At 44.6% G+C, this 17,555-nt stretch carries 14 protein-coding genes; 2 read left to right on the top strand and 12 right to left on the bottom strand.

Features of this window, described 5'->3' with window-relative positions:
- Nucleotides 1–519: 519 nt before the first annotated feature.
- Complete coding sequence (locus tag V7R88_RS04855; protein ID WP_054396046.1) at nucleotides 520–2,622, bottom strand: LTA synthase family protein; 2,103 nt, start codon at nucleotides 2,620–2,622, stop codon at nucleotides 520–522.
- Nucleotides 2,623–2,777: 155 nt separating this feature from the next.
- Complete coding sequence (locus V7R88_RS04850) at nucleotides 2,778–3,014, bottom strand: YkuJ family protein (RefSeq protein ID WP_003643297.1); 237 nt, start codon at nucleotides 3,012–3,014, stop codon at nucleotides 2,778–2,780.
- 191 nt (nucleotides 3,015–3,205) lie between these two features.
- Between V7R88_RS04850 and V7R88_RS04845 the strand changes: the two genes are divergently transcribed.
- Entirely contained in the window at nucleotides 3,206–4,393 is a 1,188-nt protein-coding gene (locus V7R88_RS04845; protein ID WP_054396048.1) for a pyridoxal phosphate-dependent aminotransferase, read from the top strand.
- Nucleotides 4,394–4,578: 185 nt separating this feature from the next.
- On the opposite strand, the gene V7R88_RS04840 is transcribed toward V7R88_RS04845, so the two are convergent.
- The 7 genes from V7R88_RS04840 to V7R88_RS04810 all read right to left on the bottom strand — a co-directional run bounded on the left by V7R88_RS04840 (nucleotide 4,579) and on the right by V7R88_RS04810 (nucleotide 12,097).
- Nucleotides 4,579–5,817, bottom strand: coding sequence for a serine hydrolase (locus tag V7R88_RS04840; protein WP_054396049.1), 1,239 nt, complete (start codon nucleotides 5,815–5,817; stop codon nucleotides 4,579–4,581).
- A 63-nt stretch (nucleotides 5,818–5,880) separates the two neighbouring features.
- Nucleotides 5,881–6,936: a lysylphosphatidylglycerol synthase transmembrane domain-containing protein gene (locus tag V7R88_RS04835; protein ID WP_054396051.1), complete on the bottom strand. Its 1,056-nt coding sequence runs from the start codon at nucleotides 6,934–6,936 to the stop codon at nucleotides 5,881–5,883.
- Nucleotides 6,937–6,939: 3 nt separating this feature from the next.
- Complete coding sequence (locus V7R88_RS04830) at nucleotides 6,940–7,962, bottom strand: glycosyltransferase family 4 protein (RefSeq protein WP_060598930.1); 1,023 nt, start codon at nucleotides 7,960–7,962, stop codon at nucleotides 6,940–6,942.
- A gap of 75 nt (nucleotides 7,963–8,037) precedes the next feature.
- The gene (locus tag V7R88_RS04825; protein ID WP_054396055.1) at nucleotides 8,038–9,216 is read right to left on the bottom strand and encodes a glycosyltransferase family 4 protein; all 1,179 of its coding nucleotides are present in this window, start codon (nucleotides 9,214–9,216) and stop codon (nucleotides 8,038–8,040) included.
- Between the two features lie 537 nt (nucleotides 9,217–9,753).
- Nucleotides 9,754–11,484, bottom strand: coding sequence for a phosphoenolpyruvate--protein phosphotransferase (gene ptsP, locus V7R88_RS04820; protein WP_003646541.1), 1,731 nt, complete (start codon nucleotides 11,482–11,484; stop codon nucleotides 9,754–9,756).
- Nucleotides 11,484–11,750 carry a phosphocarrier protein HPr gene (locus tag V7R88_RS04815; RefSeq protein WP_003638282.1) on the bottom strand — a complete coding sequence of 89 codons (267 nt, stop codon included), beginning with the start codon at nucleotides 11,748–11,750 and terminating at the stop codon, nucleotides 11,484–11,486. The genes ptsP and V7R88_RS04815 overlap by 1 nt, the downstream gene beginning before the upstream one ends.
- A gap of 149 nt (nucleotides 11,751–11,899) precedes the next feature.
- Complete coding sequence (locus V7R88_RS04810; protein ID WP_003646540.1) at nucleotides 11,900–12,097, bottom strand: hypothetical protein; 198 nt, start codon at nucleotides 12,095–12,097, stop codon at nucleotides 11,900–11,902.
- A gap of 482 nt (nucleotides 12,098–12,579) precedes the next feature.
- Between V7R88_RS04810 and V7R88_RS04805 the strand changes: the two genes are divergently transcribed.
- The gene (locus tag V7R88_RS04805; protein WP_003644206.1) at nucleotides 12,580–14,799 is read left to right on the top strand and encodes an ATP-dependent Clp protease ATP-binding subunit; all 2,220 of its coding nucleotides are present in this window, start codon (nucleotides 12,580–12,582) and stop codon (nucleotides 14,797–14,799) included.
- A gap of 115 nt (nucleotides 14,800–14,914) precedes the next feature.
- On the opposite strand, the gene V7R88_RS04800 is transcribed toward V7R88_RS04805, so the two are convergent.
- From V7R88_RS04800 to V7R88_RS04790, 3 genes are all read right to left on the bottom strand, one after another.
- On the bottom strand, nucleotides 14,915–15,466 hold the full coding sequence (locus V7R88_RS04800) for a tyrosine-type recombinase/integrase (RefSeq protein WP_003646539.1): 552 nt from the start codon (nucleotides 15,464–15,466) through the stop codon (nucleotides 14,915–14,917).
- Between the two features lie 194 nt (nucleotides 15,467–15,660).
- The gene (locus V7R88_RS04795; RefSeq protein WP_003643287.1) at nucleotides 15,661–16,050 is read right to left on the bottom strand and encodes a MarR family winged helix-turn-helix transcriptional regulator; all 390 of its coding nucleotides are present in this window, start codon (nucleotides 16,048–16,050) and stop codon (nucleotides 15,661–15,663) included.
- Nucleotides 16,051–16,588: 538 nt separating this feature from the next.
- Nucleotides 16,589–17,554, bottom strand: coding sequence for an ABC transporter ATP-binding protein (locus tag V7R88_RS04790; protein WP_003643241.1), 966 nt, complete (start codon nucleotides 17,552–17,554; stop codon nucleotides 16,589–16,591).
- Nucleotide 17,555: the final 1 nt, after the last annotated feature.

The raw sequence follows: 17,555 nt of genomic DNA, 5'->3' as shown, positions 1-17,555 counted from the left end.
ACAAGAAATATAATACCAAGAATAACGACCCGGGTCAACCCTTTTTATGAATTAATTTCAGAAAAGTTTTAAACACCGATTAATGTCGCAATAGACTATATTTTACGGGGTTTTGATCGAGATAGCAAGCAAAAATTCAATAAATCTCCCTTTAATTTTCAACGACTGTTTTTCAATAGTACAGCAACGCTCGCATAATGAATATTATCTCGTTGACAATCGACCAAATCAAGACGACTAAACGGTCAACAGCTCCACATCATGACCGGCCGTTATTGATTCACAACGCTCCCCTGCTATTCCAACGTCTCATTTATTCGAGACTAAGAATAGATTGCAGTCGATCACACCATCGACTTGGTAACACTTCCGCGTTCACCATCAGTGTTAATCCAAAATGCGCAACTGTCAGCACAATAATCGTGTCTCGAACCGAGTCCAAGACCAATGCCAACTTATCTTCGCAACCAAAAAAGGGATAACGCCGTCAGCGTTATCCCTTAGTTGATACGAGTTCGATTAATCAGAACTACTGCTTGAACTACTACTGTCACTTGAGCTAGACAGTTCTGGTGCATCCGTCTTATACAGACTTTCGGTTGATTTACCCTTATGCTTCGAAAGAACACTGGTCTTCTTCTCAGCTTGAATCTCTTTCAGTGATTTGAGGGTCTTAGTCAGCTTATAACTGTAATCCGACTTATCGACCTTCTTAAACCCTTTAGGCGTGTAGAACCGTAGTAAGTCCCCTTGGATGACCCGGTCAGAGAGCGAGAGTTCCGTCGTCACGTGATTTTGCATCTGCTTGACGGTATCCTTCTGCTTCGTCGTCATATCCGTCAGTTTCTTACCGGTCTTCGAATCATAGACTGTCCCACTGATCTTCGTATATGTCGGTGAGACAAAATCCCCGTTCCGGAAAGCCACTGTCTGGTTATGCTGTTTCGACAGTAAGTCCGTTCCGAACTGGATGTAGCCCTTGTTCTTGATCCCTAACAGGTCAAAAATCGTTGGCAACGCATCAATTTCACCACCATACGTGTGGTTAATACCGCCCTTGATTCCCTCAGAGTGAATCATAAATGGTACTTTCTGGAATTGTGCCAAATCAAAGCTAGTTACTGACTTTTTACCCAATAACTGTGCAATGGCAGCTTTATGGTTGTTTGAAATCCCGTAATGGTCCCCATAAAGCACAATCATACTATTCTTATATAAGCCGGCCTTCTTCAAGTAACTAATGAATTCAGCAAAGGCTTGATCAAGATAATGGGCTGTCTGGACGTAGCCATCAACGGTTGAATCCCCGGTCGTCGTCTTATCGATCGACTGGTTCTTCTTATCCAATTCATATGGATAGTGGTTCGTCAACGTAATCAGCTTTGCGTAGAATGGTTGTGGTAATTGCTCCAAATACTTAACAGAGTCTTTGAAGAAGATTTTATCCTTCAAGCCATAACCAATATTGTAGTCTGACTTCTCTTTATAGTAAGAAGAGTAGAAGAAGTAGTTATACCCCCACGACTTATACGCGTTATCCCGATTCCAGAAACTAGCCACATCACCGTGGAAAGCCGCAGTCGTATAGCCCTTTTGTGACAGGATTGCTGGCGCTGCCTGGAACGTGTTCGACGTCCCATACTGCGTCATCGCTGACCCGGTTGGTAAACCAAACAAAGAGTTTTCCATCATCATTTCAGCATCAGAGGTCTTCCCTTGCGCCACTTGATGGTAGAAATTATCAAAACTCAAAGTACTCTTATCATGATAGAACTTGTTCAGGTTCGGGGTAACTTCCTTACCATCGACCTTATAATCAATTAAAAATTGCTGGAAACTTTCCAAGTGAATCACGAAAACGTTCTTACCCTTGGCCTTACCAAAGTACTTAACGTTCTCGCCAGCCTGGTTTTTCTTGAGGTAGGCTAGCACACTCTTCATATCACTACTACTTGCTTGGGCCCGCGTCGCACTTTCTTTTTCAGTCTGATAAAAACTATACCCTGCATATGTGTTGAGTCCCAAGTACTTAACGATGTAGTTGTTATCAAACGTCCGCGTCAACAAATCCGACCGGTCATGTTCAGACATGCCGAGGTCAACAGCAAACAACGCCACCCCAATCATGGTCAGTGTTGCCGCATACCGAATTTTGAAAGGTCGCGGATCGATCCGAATGACCTTGAAGGCTAATAACAGAATCAGCAACACGACATCCGCATAAACTAAGAAGTCGGTCCCGTGAATAATCTGCCCCAAACTCTTTCCGAGGTTATTACTAGCAGCACCGGAACTCTTAATTACCCCTGCCGACATAAAATCAGAAAATTCCCGGTAGTACAAGATATTGGCAAATAACCACGTCGTCTGTAGGACGTCAATGATCATCATGATCCAATATTTTAAGCGACCCCGGAAATATAGGGCAATACCGAGCAACACGATTGCTGTCGGAAATGGATTCAAGAACAAGATAAATTCCTGAACGGGTCCCTTAACCCCTAAAGTAAACTCGCTCTTATAAGCGATATAGGTCTTTAGCCAAAATAAGACCACGGTCAGGAGGTAAAAGCCCAACGTCGTGTTGACTTTCCCAACCGTGTTTTTTATAAATTTAGGCATGGTAATTTCTTCCTCCGTTATTGCTATTAACAAATCCATATTATAACGGTTGCGTACTAGTTAGCAATATCTTGAAGATTTCTTCAAAAATTCTTCAACATTACAACGCGTCATAATATGGATCTATCGAAAATCTATCTGGATTTTGGGGGAATCTAGTTATCCGTTAGCAAATCGTACAATTCAATTGCCACGAGGTCAATGTTATCAAATTCAAACGTTTGGTCTGGATTGAATTCTTGTAACGTGTACGTCGAGGTTGCGGGATCGTACGCTACTTGTCCACGTTGAACGCCTTCCTTTTCGAACCGCCGTGATTGCACTTCGGTTGCTTCAGTTGTGCGCATGGCTTCTAGTCGTTTGAGAATTGCTGATAGTTCAGATTTATCCATTATACTAATCTCGCTCCTTCAAGTTTTGTTTACATTCTAGCAAAAAATAGGACTAATAACACGTTTTTTTAGTAGAAAGCCCATTTTTACCACAAATTTTCACACTTATAATTATACCCTAACTTCCTGCTAAGACGGTGAGAAGTTGTGCTAAAATTAGAACAACTTATAAATTAAAGGAGTTCGGATATATGACACTATTTAGAGACGATCTCAATGAAACCATCAGTCACATTCAAGTTTCAACCATCCGCCAGTTTGACGAAGAGGTCAGTGCGATCCCCGATATGGTCAAGTTAACGCTCGGTGAACCCGATTTCAACACGCCGGAGCACGTTAAAGCCGCGGCTAAAAAGGCGATTGATGACAACTACTCTCACTATACTGGCATGGCGGGGCTGTTGGAGCTACGCCAAGCGGGTGCCCACTTCCAGGAGACCAAGTACGGTGTCCATTACGATGCTGAAGACCAAGTCTTAGTGACCGTGGGAGCGACGGAAGCGATTGCGACTGCGTTGACGACAATCTGTAATCCTGGCGACGCCATTATCATCCCGTCCCCAATCTTTCCAGCGTACATCCCCATCATTCAAGAAGCACACGCTAAACCGCTCTTCATGGATACGGGCGTTAACGACTTTGTCATCACGCCTAAGATGGTCGACGACTTTATTGCGGCGCATCCTGACGAGAACTTCAAGGGCATCGTGTTAAACTACCCAAATAACCCCACTGGTGTCACTTACGTGGAAGATGAGATCAAAGCGCTCGCCGACTGTTTCCATCGCCATAACTTGTGGGTCGTATCCGATGAAATTTACAGTGAACTGACTTACGGTAGCGACCACGTCTCAATTGCTAAATTCATTCCTGATGAAGTCATCCTGATCAACGGCTTATCGAAGTCTCACGCCATGACTGGCTGGCGAATCGGCTTCCTGTTTGCTTCCAAGGAAATGACGGCCCAACTTAAAAAAGTCCATCAGTACTACGTCACTGCTGCAACCACGATTGCACAGAAGGCCGGTGTCGAAGCCCTCACCAACGGAATCGATGATGCGCAACCAATGCGGCAAGAATACCAAGCCCGGCGTGATTTCGTTTATCAAACGATGTCGAAGCTTGGCTTCAAGATTGCTCGTCCGACTGGGGCCTTCTATATCTTCGCGAAGATTCCAGCTGGCTTTGAACAAGGCTCGATGGCATTCTGTAAGGACTTGGCACGCAAGAATCAGCTCGCAATTATTCCAGGGACTGGTTTTGGTGCCGAGGGTGAAGGCTACGTACGGCTAAGTTACGCCGCTAGCATGGAAAAGCTCCACCAGGCCATGGAACGTCTCACCGCATACATGCAGGAGCCTACTAACCGTGTCAACTAAGCAACAACCTTATCAGGATCCTGGGCAACACCTTACCGCTTTAGTTCATCACCGCTAGCCATTGCAACGACTAGCATCGGATTCAACTCAAAAAGGAGCGCCAACTACTCGTAAATTACGGTAGTTAGCGCTCCTTTACTTATCTTCAGCGTCACATCAGCATCACACGATCTATTAAGCGAGCATCACTTTGCGAACGCATACGTGCCCGTCGTAGTCCGCTTTGCTGGCGTCGTTGCCCATTGAAGTGGTCCGAGCATCGTCAGCGCTTCAGGCGTCCGATAAATGACTTCCTTCGTCGTTCCTGACAATGGATCCGTCAACCGCAACTTTAGCACGGCCGTATTAGCGGCCAGATAATTCGGCGCTGCCCGGTGTAATGGCCACAAGGCAATTTTAGTCTGGGTCATCGGTTGATCCTGGTTGACCCACAGCTTTGAGTCGTACTTCGTCACTAGCCGTACTTTAGTGTGCGTCCCCGGAATCTGATAATTGATGTGCTTAGGAACGACCTGCTTGTACTGTTCGGTCTTTTTGAGCATCAGTCGCAAGTTATTGTTCGCCGTAAACTGCCACGCACCACCAAGCGTTGTGGCAATCATTCGGCGGCCATTCTGCCGGTAAGTGGCGACTAGACAGGCACCCGCTTGATTAGTATAGCCGGTCTTCAAGCCATCGACCGGAACTCGGGGATCATAATAATCGGCACCCTTGAGGATTTCCACTGATGTTGGGACCGTATACTTGTGAATCTTGACCGAACGTTGATTGGCAACCTTGATCACGTCGGGGTAATCATCAATCAGATGTTGCGCGATGGTCGTTACGGCCCGTGCTGACACGAGATTTTGGTCCTGATCGCTGGTTCCTTTGAGTTTTAAATCATAATTCTTCAAATCGGTATTATCGAGCCCCGAAGCACTCACAAAACTCGCATCCAGGTGCCACTTGGCCGCTTGCTGATTCATTAGTTTAATGAACTTATCATTACTGCCGGCAACGTACTCGCCCAGCGCAATGGCACCGCTATTCGACGACCCTACCAGGGTAACTGCGAACAGTTCCTTGACCGTAAACGTCTCCTTAGCCGGCATCGGCATCACGGACAAAGTTGCACTGGTCGCCATCTTGCGAACGTTTTTACGAATCGGGACCGTATCCGTCCACTTGATTTGACCACGTTCGATGGCCCGTTCGACTAAGTACAGCGTCATGAGCTTACTCAGGGACGCAATGGGTAATTTCTGATCGGCATTCTGCGCGTAAACAGCCTGACCGGACTTGGCATCCACCACATAGGCGGCTTTGACCTCATCCGCCTTACTACTGGTCGCCTGCGCCGTTACATTGCGGCCCAATAGCCCGCCGACTGCCGCCGTCAACACTAGTCCCCACACCAACCGTTGTTTGATTAACTTTAACATAGTACCTTCCTTTAATTCGTAACCGCGAAAAATGGGTCGAACAATGATGTCGGCCCATTCAAATTACTGTTCTTGTGAATCCGACCGGCTAGGCGCCGCACTCGGAATTTCTTCTGCTTTCTCGGGCCGCATCGCCATGGCAATCATCCCTAAGAATAATCCCAAATAATACGTTAAGATCCGCCAGATCAGCATCGCTAAAATCAGCTTACTGTGGCTGGGGATGAACTTGGCAAATAGCGCCGTGAACCCAAACTCGGCACCACCAGCACCACCTGGAATCGGAAATAGTGACGTCACTAAGAAAATCAAGACGTTCAAGCTAGTCACCATAACCAAATTAACGCCGGAGATTCCCATTGCCCGCATAATAAAATACGGAATCAGGTAGTAAAACAGTAGCTGTAAGAAGGTGACGATACAAACTTCGACCAGCATCCGCCAGTCCTTGGTCATTCGAACGCTTTCTTCGTAGAACGAATCGATTTTTTCACTAATATTGTTTTCAAACTTGGCAAATCGCTCAGCTTTCATAAACCAGCTGACCGGGATCAAGACGATCTTCACCGCTCGTTTTGTAAAGTTATACCAGTACATCACCAACAACAGACCAACAATCACCGCAAAGTGAATCAGAAAACCTAACAAAACGTATAGTGACAGGTAACTTAACTTTTCAGCTAAGTAATGAAAACCAATTAACATGGCGAATAAGAAATTCAATACCACCATGGCCTGAAAAACAACAAACTTCATCAATGCAACTGAACTTGCCCGTCCAGCGTCAATCCCTGATTGTGCCATCACGAAGATTTGGGCAGGTTGGCCACCCGAAGAAAACGGGGTGATACCGTTGAATAGTTGCTCGGCTAAAGGAACGCGCAGGGCACTCTTAAAGCGATAGTTCCGATAACGGTGCCTGACAAACTTTTGCACCACCGCGGCTTCCAGACCGAAGTATAGTCCGACACACCCTAACGCAACTAATAACCACCACCAATTCAAAGTGAGAATATCGTCCATTAGATTGCTTAGTTTGACATTGCGCAGTGAGTACCACGAAATGCCGACGCCTAACGCAACCATTACGAGTAATGACCAGATATTTTTTCTTGTCATTGACTACCCCTCTTTTGCCTGTTGCAAATAAAAATCATGCCAAACTTTGGCAAGGCGCTCTTCCGAATAATCCTGAGCAGCCAAAACCGCCTTGTCATGCAAGAATTGCAACCCGGCTGGATTATGGCGTAACTGGTCGATCTGTCGTTGCATATCATCAACATCACTGGCCGCTTGATAGTAGCCATCAATGATTGCCCGGTACAAATCTAAATCCCGGAGCAATACTGGTGTCCCACAACTGAAGGCTTCCAACACGGACATCGGAAATAACTCGTTATAAGAAGGCAGTAAGAAAAGATCCGCCATATTATAATAGTCCACCAATTTCTCACGAGGAACGATGCCTGGAAACGACAGATTAGCTGGCGGGTTATCCACCACCTGCTTCAACTCCTGATAACCATCCGTAATTCGGCCAAACGAGAACCCACCGGCCCATACAAACTGGATATCTGGATTCTGCTTTGCAAGCGTAATAAAATCAGGAACACCTTTCCGATCCTGAATCTGACCGGTCCCGATAATCATGAATTTACTTTGATCATAGCCGTATTGCTGGCGCAAGCGCAACTGTTTAGCCTTAGTCATTTCGTAAAATTCACGTTTGCTGACAAAATTCGGAATATACGTTACATCTGCTCTTTTGATATGGTATGCTTCCAATTTTGGAATGAAGGTCGGGTTCACCACCACAATGTGGTCCATCCGCTTATAAAATGAGATTAAATAACGATTGAAAATCATTTGGAATGGTCGTGGCAACTTCAAGCTACCCTCGAGCGTCTCTGGTAAGAAATGCACGTAACCGATTTTACGGCCTCGATTAGGCATAAACGTAGACAGGTAAAACATTGGATTAACCGTATGGTAATGTGAAACGGCGGAGCGCCCATATCGATTGACTTTAATATTAAATTCATCCTGCCAATGGGTCCGCAACAACCGCATCAATTCTAGATAGGCGCTGCCGACTCCCTGACCCTTGACGGAGTCAGCTTTTGAAAACATGGTAATGTCTAACATAATTCGTCCCCTTACGCGTCATACGCCGAATAAGCATCCCCAATTTGGCGGTGCTCATTGGTGGCTTGACGCCCGTTAATTGCTAATATTCGCCGATTTATCCGCTGATTCAGAATACGCCAGCTGCACGTCTTGATAGTAATTGATGACTTGCTTGCCAAAATACTCCGCGGAAATCTGGTAAAGCTTCTTCTGCCGTGGCTTGGGATCGTTAAAAGTGTTGGGATGTTGTAAATAACGTACCACATCCTTGACCAAATTGGCCTCACTGGTAAAAGTCGTCCCTAGTGACGGGTCGTCGAGTAATTGGTCCGTGTACGGACTAGCCGCCACGACCGTTTTAAGGCCTGCCGCCATTGCTTCAATGTACGTCAGCCCTTGTGATTCTGAGTTAGAAGCTGAAACGAACAAGTCCGCCATCTGATAATAGTTATAGACTTCATCATTATCGATTTCACCAGTAAATTGCACGTGTGCCGTTAATCCAGCGTCTTGAACTTGGTTTTCCAGTGTTTCACGTGCCGGGCCATCGCCCACAATCAGGAGCTGGGCATTGGGCACCTGTTCTAAGATTGCCGGTAACGCCGCAATGACTTCATGGATATTCTTCTCATAGGCCAGACGACTCAAAGACAGCAAGACTGGCGTATCTGGCTGGTAGCCCAGTTTTTGCCGATAATCGGCCGTCGACTGTTGTTCATACTGATTAATGTCGATTCCAGTCGGAATAATGCGAATCGGCGCTTTAACACCATAACCCGTCAGCGTATTAGCAACCCGCTCACTGGGCGCCACAATACCGTTCAAATGATAGCAATACGCCCGTGTGGCTTCCTTAACATGGTAGGGCTTTAACAACTTACCATTCGCAATATAATGCAAGTAATCCTCATACATTGTGTGGTAAGTATGAATACATGGGACTTTTAATTGTTTGGCAACAAATTTACCAATCATCCCCATCGAGAATTCTGTCTGCGTATGGACAATATCCAAGCCGAGGTCTTTGGCGACCTGGTAGGCTTTAAAAAGTCCGCGGACGGCAATTCGCCGATCTGTGAACGAAACAAATGGAATACTCGTAAAACGAAAAATATTGCGTTCATAAATATTCTTATCAACATGGGGATCCGTGGTCGTAAAGATATAGACTTGATGACCAGCCCGTTCGAGTTGATTGCGTAACACCTTGATTGACGTTGCGACCCCACTCACTTGTGGATAGTATGTGTCTGTAAATATCCCGATATTCACGTAGATTCTCCCCTTATTTCCATCGATTAACCATGCTGCTAATCAATGTTGCTTAACCGCGCTTCGATCATAATTGCATGATCATCACGAATTCGACTCAATGCCTATATTATAAACATTATATTGGTTAAATATCCGAGTTGCAAATAATCTTAATATAAATTAAGAGTTCATGACAAAATCTATCTGACCAGCTACACCTATAGAAAATGAATTCGAAATGATGAATTGTAATCGCTAGGCATCACTCAACACCGCCATTACATCGTTTCCACTACACCAACTCTTCACCGTCAACAGCGAGTAGCAATGTGCCCTGTGTCCATCATTGACTAGCGCGGTCGCAACTATGGACAATTGTCACAATGCCTAAATGTCCAGTCAATTCGCGTCATGTACTGTGCCAGCTCTCATCATACCGGTGCGGGTAGCCCACTCCCCGTCGTGCTAAACCCGGGGCTAGTACAAACTGGTTAATGACCCGCATTTACCCACAAAAAAAGAGCAAATCCACAGATTTGCTCTTAGTTTGATTGTTTATTTACCGAAGACGTTCTTTTCAACTAATTCTTTGACTTCTTCGTTAGTAACACACTCGTTAAGTGCCTTATCAGCTAATTTAGCCATTTCCTTAGTATCAAGTTTCTTCATTAATGAACGTGTCTTAAGCACGGAAGTTGAACTCATTGAGAATTCATCCAAACCTAAGCCCATCAATAATGGCACCGCAATCTGATCCCCAGCAACTTCACCACACATACCCGTGAAGCGTCCGTTCGCATGAGCAGCGTCAATAACATGCTTGATCAAACGCAACAACGATGGGTTGTATGGTTGATACAAGTATGACACTTGTTCGTTACCACGATCAGCAGCAAATGAGTATTGAATCAAGTCGTTAGTCCCAATACTAAAGAAGTCGACTTCCTTAGCAAACTGGTCAGCTAAAATAGCTGCCGCTGGGATTTCAATCATGATACCAAGCTTGATGTCGTCAGCAACAGGCGTACCAGCTGCAACCAACTTGGCTTTTTCTTCCTCAAAGATAGCTTTGGCTTTACGGAATTCGTCAAGCGTTGCAATCATTGGGAACATAATCCGTAATTGACCGTAATGTGACGCACGTAATAACGCACGTAACTGGGTCCGGAAGATGTCATCACGATCGAGGGAAATCCGAATAGCCCGGTAACCCAAGAATGGGTTCATTTCATCAGGTAATGGCAAGTAAGGTAATTCCTTGTCACCACCGATATCCATGGTCCGAACAATAACGGGTTTGCCGTTCATCCCTTCGACAACCTTCTTGTAAGCTTCGAATTGGGTATCTTCGTCAGGTAATTCTGAACTGTTCATGTACAAGAATTCTGAACGGAATAATCCAATGGCTTCAGAGCCAGCATCCAAAACACCATCCATATCGTCAGGTGTCCCGATGTTAGAAGCTAATTCAAAGTGCTTGCCGTCCTTAGAAACGGTGGCCTCGTTCTTCAACTTAGCCCATTCAGCCTTTTGCGCAACAAAGTCTTTAGCCTTTTGTTGGTAATCAGCAACTTCAGCATCCGTTGGGGCTACTAAAGCGTCACCGTTGATACCATCCAAGACGACCGTATCGCCTTCTTTGATATCAGTCGTGGCAGATTCAGATCCAACGACCGCTGGAATTTCAAGCGTCCGTGACATGATGGCTGAATGACTAGTCCGACCACCAATGTCAGTAATGAAGCCCTTAACATACTTACGATCAAGTTGAGCTGTATCACTAGGCGTTAAATCGTGGGCAACCACGATTACTTCGGAGTCAATTAAAGCTGGACTTGGTAAGGTTACCCCTAACAAGTGGCTTAAGACCCGCTTCGTTACGTCGCGAATATCACCGGCTCGTTCTTGCATATATGCATTATCCGTCATCGCTTCAAACATTGAAATGAAAGTATCAGTAACTTCCTTCAAAGCTTCTTCAGCATTGACTTTATCATCCTTGATCTTACCTTCAATTTGTCCGAGCATTTCTGGGTCAGACAAAATGGTGATATGAGCTTCAAAAACTTCTGCTTCTTCTTCACCCAAGTTTTCAACCGCTTTGTCTTTAATGACCTTTAGTTCAGCCTTGGAAGCATCGAAAGCGTCATGTAACCGTGCAACTTCAGCATCCGTATCGGAAACTGTTGTCTTTTCGAATGATAAATCTGGATCAACTAGCATATAGGCCTTAGCAATTGCAACACCATCACTGGCCGCAATTCCTTTTAGTACCTTTTCAGCCATTATTCAGATAATCCTTCTTTCTTCATCGTTTCAGTTAAAGCTGCGATAGCGTCGGCTTCGTCGGCACCTTCAGCAGAAATGGTAACGTCAGCGTCTTTACCAACACCGAGTGACATAACACCCATGATGGACTTTAAGTTAACGGACTTGTCTTGGTATTGCAACGTAATTTCTGAGTTGAACTTACTTGCTGATTGTACCAATAAAGTTGCGGGACGTGCGTGGATACCAGTGTCTGCGATAACGTGAAATTCTTTCTTTTCCATAACTATTCGATCTCCTTCAAGATAAATAAATTTAAAATTGGTTCCGAGTCAATTCGAGTTGCCGCCAACACGTATACTCAAGAGCCCTTAATAATGATGATAGCAATTATCCAATTAAAATACAAGCCCTTTCATTCAAGCTAGGCCTATTAATTGGTTGTCTTACCATCCTTCTCGAAATGGTAAACAATGCGGCCATCTAAGTCCGCCGTACCAATGACTCGTTTACGATACTCATACTTCATATAGGCGTCGTGAAAAGCCATAAATTCATCCGGCGTTACGGTAAAACTGTCGCGTTCGCCATGACGCAACGCTTCCATTAACTGGGTATAATCCGTTGCCAAACAATTACCGCCTCCTCAAAGTTAGGTTGACACATTACTGCATCATTATTTTGATATTTACGAACAAAGTTCTCCGCCGCTCACTGGCTGTTGACGGTCACCAATGAAAAACGATGCGCTGCAAACATCAAAACTGGTCAGGCTCGATACATGCAAAAAAACCGCTTTGTACTATAATATAGACAGACAGTTACATCATCACTTATCCTAACCAGATAATTAATATACAACGAATCCGGTTACATGACAAGCTATGAGTTGCGACTATCCAGACTATTCAGAAATAATTGAATCAATCAGCCATTGCGAATTATCCCGGCCGCACGTCCAGTTTTGACCCTGAGGCTTTTCACTTGCAACAGTCCGTAAATTCGCTATACTAATAGTCAAAGGTCAACAAAGGTCAAAGAGCCGATGAACCTTTAACTATGATCCTAATCGATTTAGTTATATTTCTGATGCGAAAGGTGTGTGACAGCATAATGCTTTGTGACAATTGCCATAAGAACGAAGCGACGATCCATTTATATACGAGCGTCAACGGTCAGCGGCGACAAATCAACCTTTGTCAAAATTGCTATCAACTGCTAAAGAATCAGGAACAGCAACCAAATAACGGAGTTGGAGGTGCTGATATGGCACAAGATCCATTCGGTTTTGGTGGTCTTGACGACATTTTCCGTGCAATGCAGGGTGGCGTTGATCCTAATAACGCTTACCGGCAACAACAGACCCCACCGACCCAGCCAGCTGGTCCTAATGGCGGCAATCGTCGTGGCAATAACAACGGCGGTGGCCTCCTTGGCCAATACGGCTTCAACTTAACAGCGCAAGCTAAACAGGGCAAAATCGATCCAGTGATTGGTCGCGATACCGAAATTAATCGGGTTATCGAGATTTTGAATCGCCGGACCAAGAATAACCCCGTTTTAATTGGTGAAGCTGGGGTTGGTAAAACGGCGGTCGTGGAAGGACTAGCACAGAAAATCGTTTCTGGTCAAGTTCCACAAAAACTGTTAGATAAAGAAATTATTCGTTTGGACGTGGCTTCCCTTGTTCAAGGTACCGGTATTCGAGGTCAATTTGAACAACGAATGCAACAATTAATGAAGGAAGTTCAAAGCAATCCGAATATCATCCTCTTCATTGACGAAATCCATGAAATCATGGGTGCCGGTAATGCTGAAGGTGGTATGGATGCTGGGAACGTTCTGAAACCCGCCCTTGCCCGTGGTGATTTCCAACTAGTTGGGGCCACGACATTAAACGAATACCGCGACATCGAAAAGGATGCCGCCCTCGCCCGCCGGTTCCAACCGGTCACGGTCAACGAACCGAGCGTGGAAGAATCTATCAAGATTCTCGAAGGCATTCAGAAGAAGTACGAAGACTATCATCACGTTAAATACGATCAAGATGCCATTGTGGCAGCCGTCAAGTTGTCAAATCGTTACATTCAAGATCGTTTCTTACCTGATAAGGCCATCGATTTACTCGATGAAGCTGGTTCACGTAAGAACTTGACGTTGAAGACGGTCGATCCAAAGACGATTCAAGAAAAGATCGACGAGGCAGAAAAGCAGAAACAGGACGCCTTGAAGAAGGAAGACTACGAAAAAGCCGCCTACTATCGCGATCAAGTTGCTAAGTTAGAAAAAGCTAAGCCCGATGAAAGTTCAGACCAGCCTAATAACGATACTGCCACTGTAACGGTCAAGGACATGGAACAAATTGTCGAAGAAAAGACAAGTATTCCAGTTGGTGACTTGCAGGCTAAGGAACAGGCTCAAATGAAGACCTTAGCACCCGACCTTAAGAGTACGGTTATTGGTCAAGACCAAGCGGTTGAGGCAGTTGCCCGGGCCATCCGGCGTAATCGAATCGGTCTGAACGGAACTGGCCGGCCAATTGGTTCCTTCATGTTTGTCGGCCCAACCGGGGTTGGTAAAACTGAATTGGCTAAACAACTTGCTAAGGAACTGTTTGGTTCTCAAGATGCCATGATTCGGTTTGACATGAGTGAATACATGGAACCACATTCAGTGGCTAAGTTGATCGGTTCACCGCCTGGCTATGTCGGCTACGAAGAAGCCGGTCAGTTAACTGAACAGGTTCGTCGTCATCCATATAGCCTAGTCTTACTAGACGAAGTTGAAAAGGCTCATCCGGATGTCATGCACATGTTCTTGCAAATCCTCGATGATGGCCGGCTGACCGACTCACAAGGTCGGACTGTCAGCTTCAAGGATACGATCATCATCATGACTTCCAACGCTGGGACTGGCGACAGTGAAGCTAATGTCGGTTTTGGTGCCGCTGCTGAAGGCAAGACGCACGATATCACTAGCCGGTTGACGGACTACTTCAAGCCAGAATTCTTAAACCGGTTCGATGACATCATTCAATTCAACGCTTTATCTAAGGAAAACTTGATGAAAATTGTTGGTTTGATGATCGAAGATGTCAACGGCATGTTAGCTAACCAAGGCTTACACGTCCACGTCACAGAACCTGTCGAGGAAAAACTCGTTGAACTAGGTTACAACCCTCAGATGGGGGCTCGCCCACTCCGGCGTGTTATCCAGGAACAAATCGAAGATCGCATCGCCGATTTCTATTTGGATCACGGCGACGTTAAGAACATGGTTGCAAAAGTTGAAGACGGCAAGATTGTTTTGGCGGCTGAGACGAAGTCCGAATAAGATAATTAAATTTAGAGCCAGAAGCGTAAACAATCGTTTACACTTCCGGCTCTTTTTTGTGCCTACCTCAAATCTTCATTGAGTCGCTATGAAATAGACCGCGTCTCTGCCATAATTAAACACCTAATTTAAAGTCCCATAATTGTCGTTCCAAATTATCACGCTCAATGCCAATATAGCGTTTTGTCACCTGCTCGCTGGAATGATTGAAAATCATCATCAATCCGGCAATGTCACGAGTCTTTTGATAATAATGATAGCCAAACGTCTTGCGCAACGTGTGCGTACCAATATCATCCCGCTCCAGGTACTCACCGGCCGTCTGAAAGACTCGATAGACACCATTAACGGTTAAAGCTCCGCCCCGACCACTACAGAATAACGGTTCATTTGCCCCCCGATACCGCGTAAAGTGGGCTAATTCCGTTTTGAGGTTTTTCAAAAACAACCAGCGCTTCTTGCCCGTTTTTTGTTCCATGATCATAACACGATCTTTGCCACGTACTTGCCCAACCTTCAGTCGTAAAATATCACTCATTCGTAATCCCGTGTTAATTCCAACCAAAACAATCATGCGATTACGCTCCCCATAACGCGCTTGTGAAACAGCCCATAAAAAATCATCGATTTCTTGGTCCGTTCGTAGCGGTTCAACATTATAATGCATACGCTCCATTACACCTCAATCAATCTTATTAAGTTTAAATTACTTAACCTAGAGTAAACTAAACAAAGTAATTGTTAACCTATAATGCTCCCCACTATTAAGTACTAAAACAAAAGCGCGGGACAAAGAGTCTCCCCCTTTATCCCGCGTTAAGGATATTACTTCACTTAATATCCGTGAACGTGTACATCTGCCTATAATTGCAAGGCTGATAATTGATCCGCTAACTGTGTTGCTGGTGTCGTGTCAAGTGATTTAGTCAATTGTGCATCAACATCCTTCATTCGATCCTGACCAGCCTTCGTAAGCGTTAAGACCCGTAAACGCCGGTCTTGTTTAATTGGTTGACTTTTCAACCATCCTTGGGTTATCAAGGTGCCAATATTTTGTGCCAACGAGGCTTTCGCCACATTCAACGCATTTGCCACATCACCAATCTGGATACCAGGATGTTGTTCGACATAAACTAAGATCCGTAACTCGTTCAAACTAAGCCCTGTGGCGGACGACCAGTTCGACGTAAGTCGTTTTAAGTCCCGTTCAAGGTGCATGATATTCATAATATAATTAATTGGTTGTTGCATACTAACAGCATCCTTCCTGAAATTTGTACTTTTTTCATTAACCGTTCAAAACAAGCCATTGTCCCTTTGCATGATTTTAAAAAAATAGTGCGAATTGATTCCTGTTAAATCAATATTTTTGATACGATTCGTCATTGCCGCTCGATAACCGTATCCTTGACGACCTCAATTAAGTCAACGTTTCACTCGCAATATTTTTTTAAAATGGTGCGAATCAATTATTAAGACGAATAGTTATATTTGTTAACAAACTTTATTAGCAATATTATTATTGCATAATTACAAAATTTACACAAATAACTTTGACTACCGGTCACAGTTTAGCCGGCCAAAAATAGCCGTCTATTCCCGATTTAATCGGCTTTTTGACAATTAATTCCATCAATATTTTTTACATATTAAATTTATATGTCAAGTTAACATGAGTTAATTATAATGGTTATTAATTAATAAACTTATCTAAACAGTTAATTAAATATTCTACTGAATAATAAAACAGACGTCGAGTATTCGCACTCGTCGTCTGTTTTATTAGCCGTTACTCAGAAAATTCCGTAATTAACCCCGCGTCAACAGCCCGCTTGGTGTATATCGGGATTTCGTCTTCAGTTGCCCGGACAAAGTGCCCTGGTGCAATTTCGACCATTCGCCGCTTCTTACCGTCATGTTCGGTCGTTTCGTCATAAGGAACCTGCTTACGGTTACGTTCAAACTCTGGATCAGGTACCGGCACCGCCGAGATCAAACTCTCGGTGTACTTGTGCAACGGATGGTTATACACTTCATCCGCAGGCCCAATTTCCAGAATCTTACCGTAATGCATAACGCCGATCCGGTCACTGATATACTTAACCATTGACAAATCATGCGCAATAAATAAATAAGTCAAGTTCTGCTTAACTTGTAATTCCTTCATCAAATTAACCACTTGGGCTTGAATCGAAACGTCCAGCGCAGAAATTGGTTCATCAGCAATGATGAATTTAGGCTCTACCGCTAACGCCCGGGCAATCCCGATCCGTTGACGTTGACCACCAGAAAATTCATGTGGATAACGACTAGAGTGGTCCTTGTTAAGACCAACCGTCTCCAACAAGTCTTCAACTTGCTTGGTTCGGTCTGCATCATCCTTGGCTAAACCGTGAATATCAATCCCTTCCGCCACGATATCCTTGACTTTCATTCGTGGATTCAATGAGGCGTATGGGTCCTGAAAGATCATTTGGATCTCCCGGCGAAATTCATGGCGTTCCTTCTTAGTGTGTAATTTGGAAACGTCCTTACCGTCAAAAATGATTTCACCATCAGTTGGTTCATATAAGTGAATGATGGAACGCCCGGTCGTGGTCTTTCCTGAACCAGATTCACCAACTAACCCAAATGTTTCACCTTCATAAATGTCAAAGGAGACGTCATCAACGGCCCGGACTTCATCTTTTTTGCCGACATTAAAATACTGCTTTAAATGGCGAACTTCTAGAATTTTTTTACGTTCATCAGGCATG

The sequence above is a fragment of the Lactiplantibacillus argentoratensis genome, assembly GCF_037290055.1.
GTDB lineage: Bacteria > Bacillota > Bacilli > Lactobacillales > Lactobacillaceae > Lactiplantibacillus > Lactiplantibacillus plantarum.
The sequence above is the reverse complement of the archived record's forward strand: the minus strand, read 5'-3'. Positions and strand labels throughout refer to the sequence as shown.

What these genes read in the sequence shown, in the direction of transcription:
- V7R88_RS04805 (WP_003644206.1), top strand. Translation starts at nt 12,580, where the DNA reads ATGCTTTGTGACAATTGCCATAAGAACGAAGCGACGATCCATTTATAT.
- V7R88_RS04850 (WP_003643297.1), bottom strand. Translation starts at nt 3,014, where the DNA reads ATGGATAAATCTGAACTATCAGCAATTCTCAAACGACTAGAAGCCATG.
- V7R88_RS04795 (WP_003643287.1), bottom strand. Translation starts at nt 16,050, where the DNA reads ATGCAACAACCAATTAATTATATTATGAATATCATGCACCTTGAACGG.
- V7R88_RS04830 (WP_060598930.1), bottom strand. Translation starts at nt 7,962, where the DNA reads ATGTTAGACATTACCATGTTTTCAAAAGCTGACTCCGTCAAGGGTCAG.
- V7R88_RS04840 (WP_054396049.1), bottom strand. Translation starts at nt 5,817, where the DNA reads ATGTTAAAGTTAATCAAACAACGGTTGGTGTGGGGACTAGTGTTGACG.
- V7R88_RS04835 (WP_054396051.1), bottom strand. Translation starts at nt 6,936, where the DNA reads ATGACAAGAAAAAATATCTGGTCATTACTCGTAATGGTTGCGTTAGGC.
- V7R88_RS04800 (WP_003646539.1), bottom strand. Translation starts at nt 15,466, where the DNA reads ATGCATTATAATGTTGAACCGCTACGAACGGACCAAGAAATCGATGAT.
- V7R88_RS04815 (WP_003638282.1), bottom strand. Translation starts at nt 11,750, where the DNA reads ATGGAAAAGAAAGAATTTCACGTTATCGCAGACACTGGTATCCACGCA.
- V7R88_RS04845 (WP_054396048.1), top strand. Translation starts at nt 3,206, where the DNA reads ATGACACTATTTAGAGACGATCTCAATGAAACCATCAGTCACATTCAA.
- V7R88_RS04790 (WP_003643241.1), bottom strand. Translation starts at nt 17,554, where the DNA reads ATGCCTGATGAACGTAAAAAAATTCTAGAAGTTCGCCATTTAAAGCAG.
- V7R88_RS04855 (WP_054396046.1), bottom strand. Translation starts at nt 2,622, where the DNA reads ATGCCTAAATTTATAAAAAACACGGTTGGGAAAGTCAACACGACGTTG.
- ptsP (WP_003646541.1), bottom strand. Translation starts at nt 11,484, where the DNA reads ATGGCTGAAAAGGTACTAAAAGGAATTGCGGCCAGTGATGGTGTTGCA.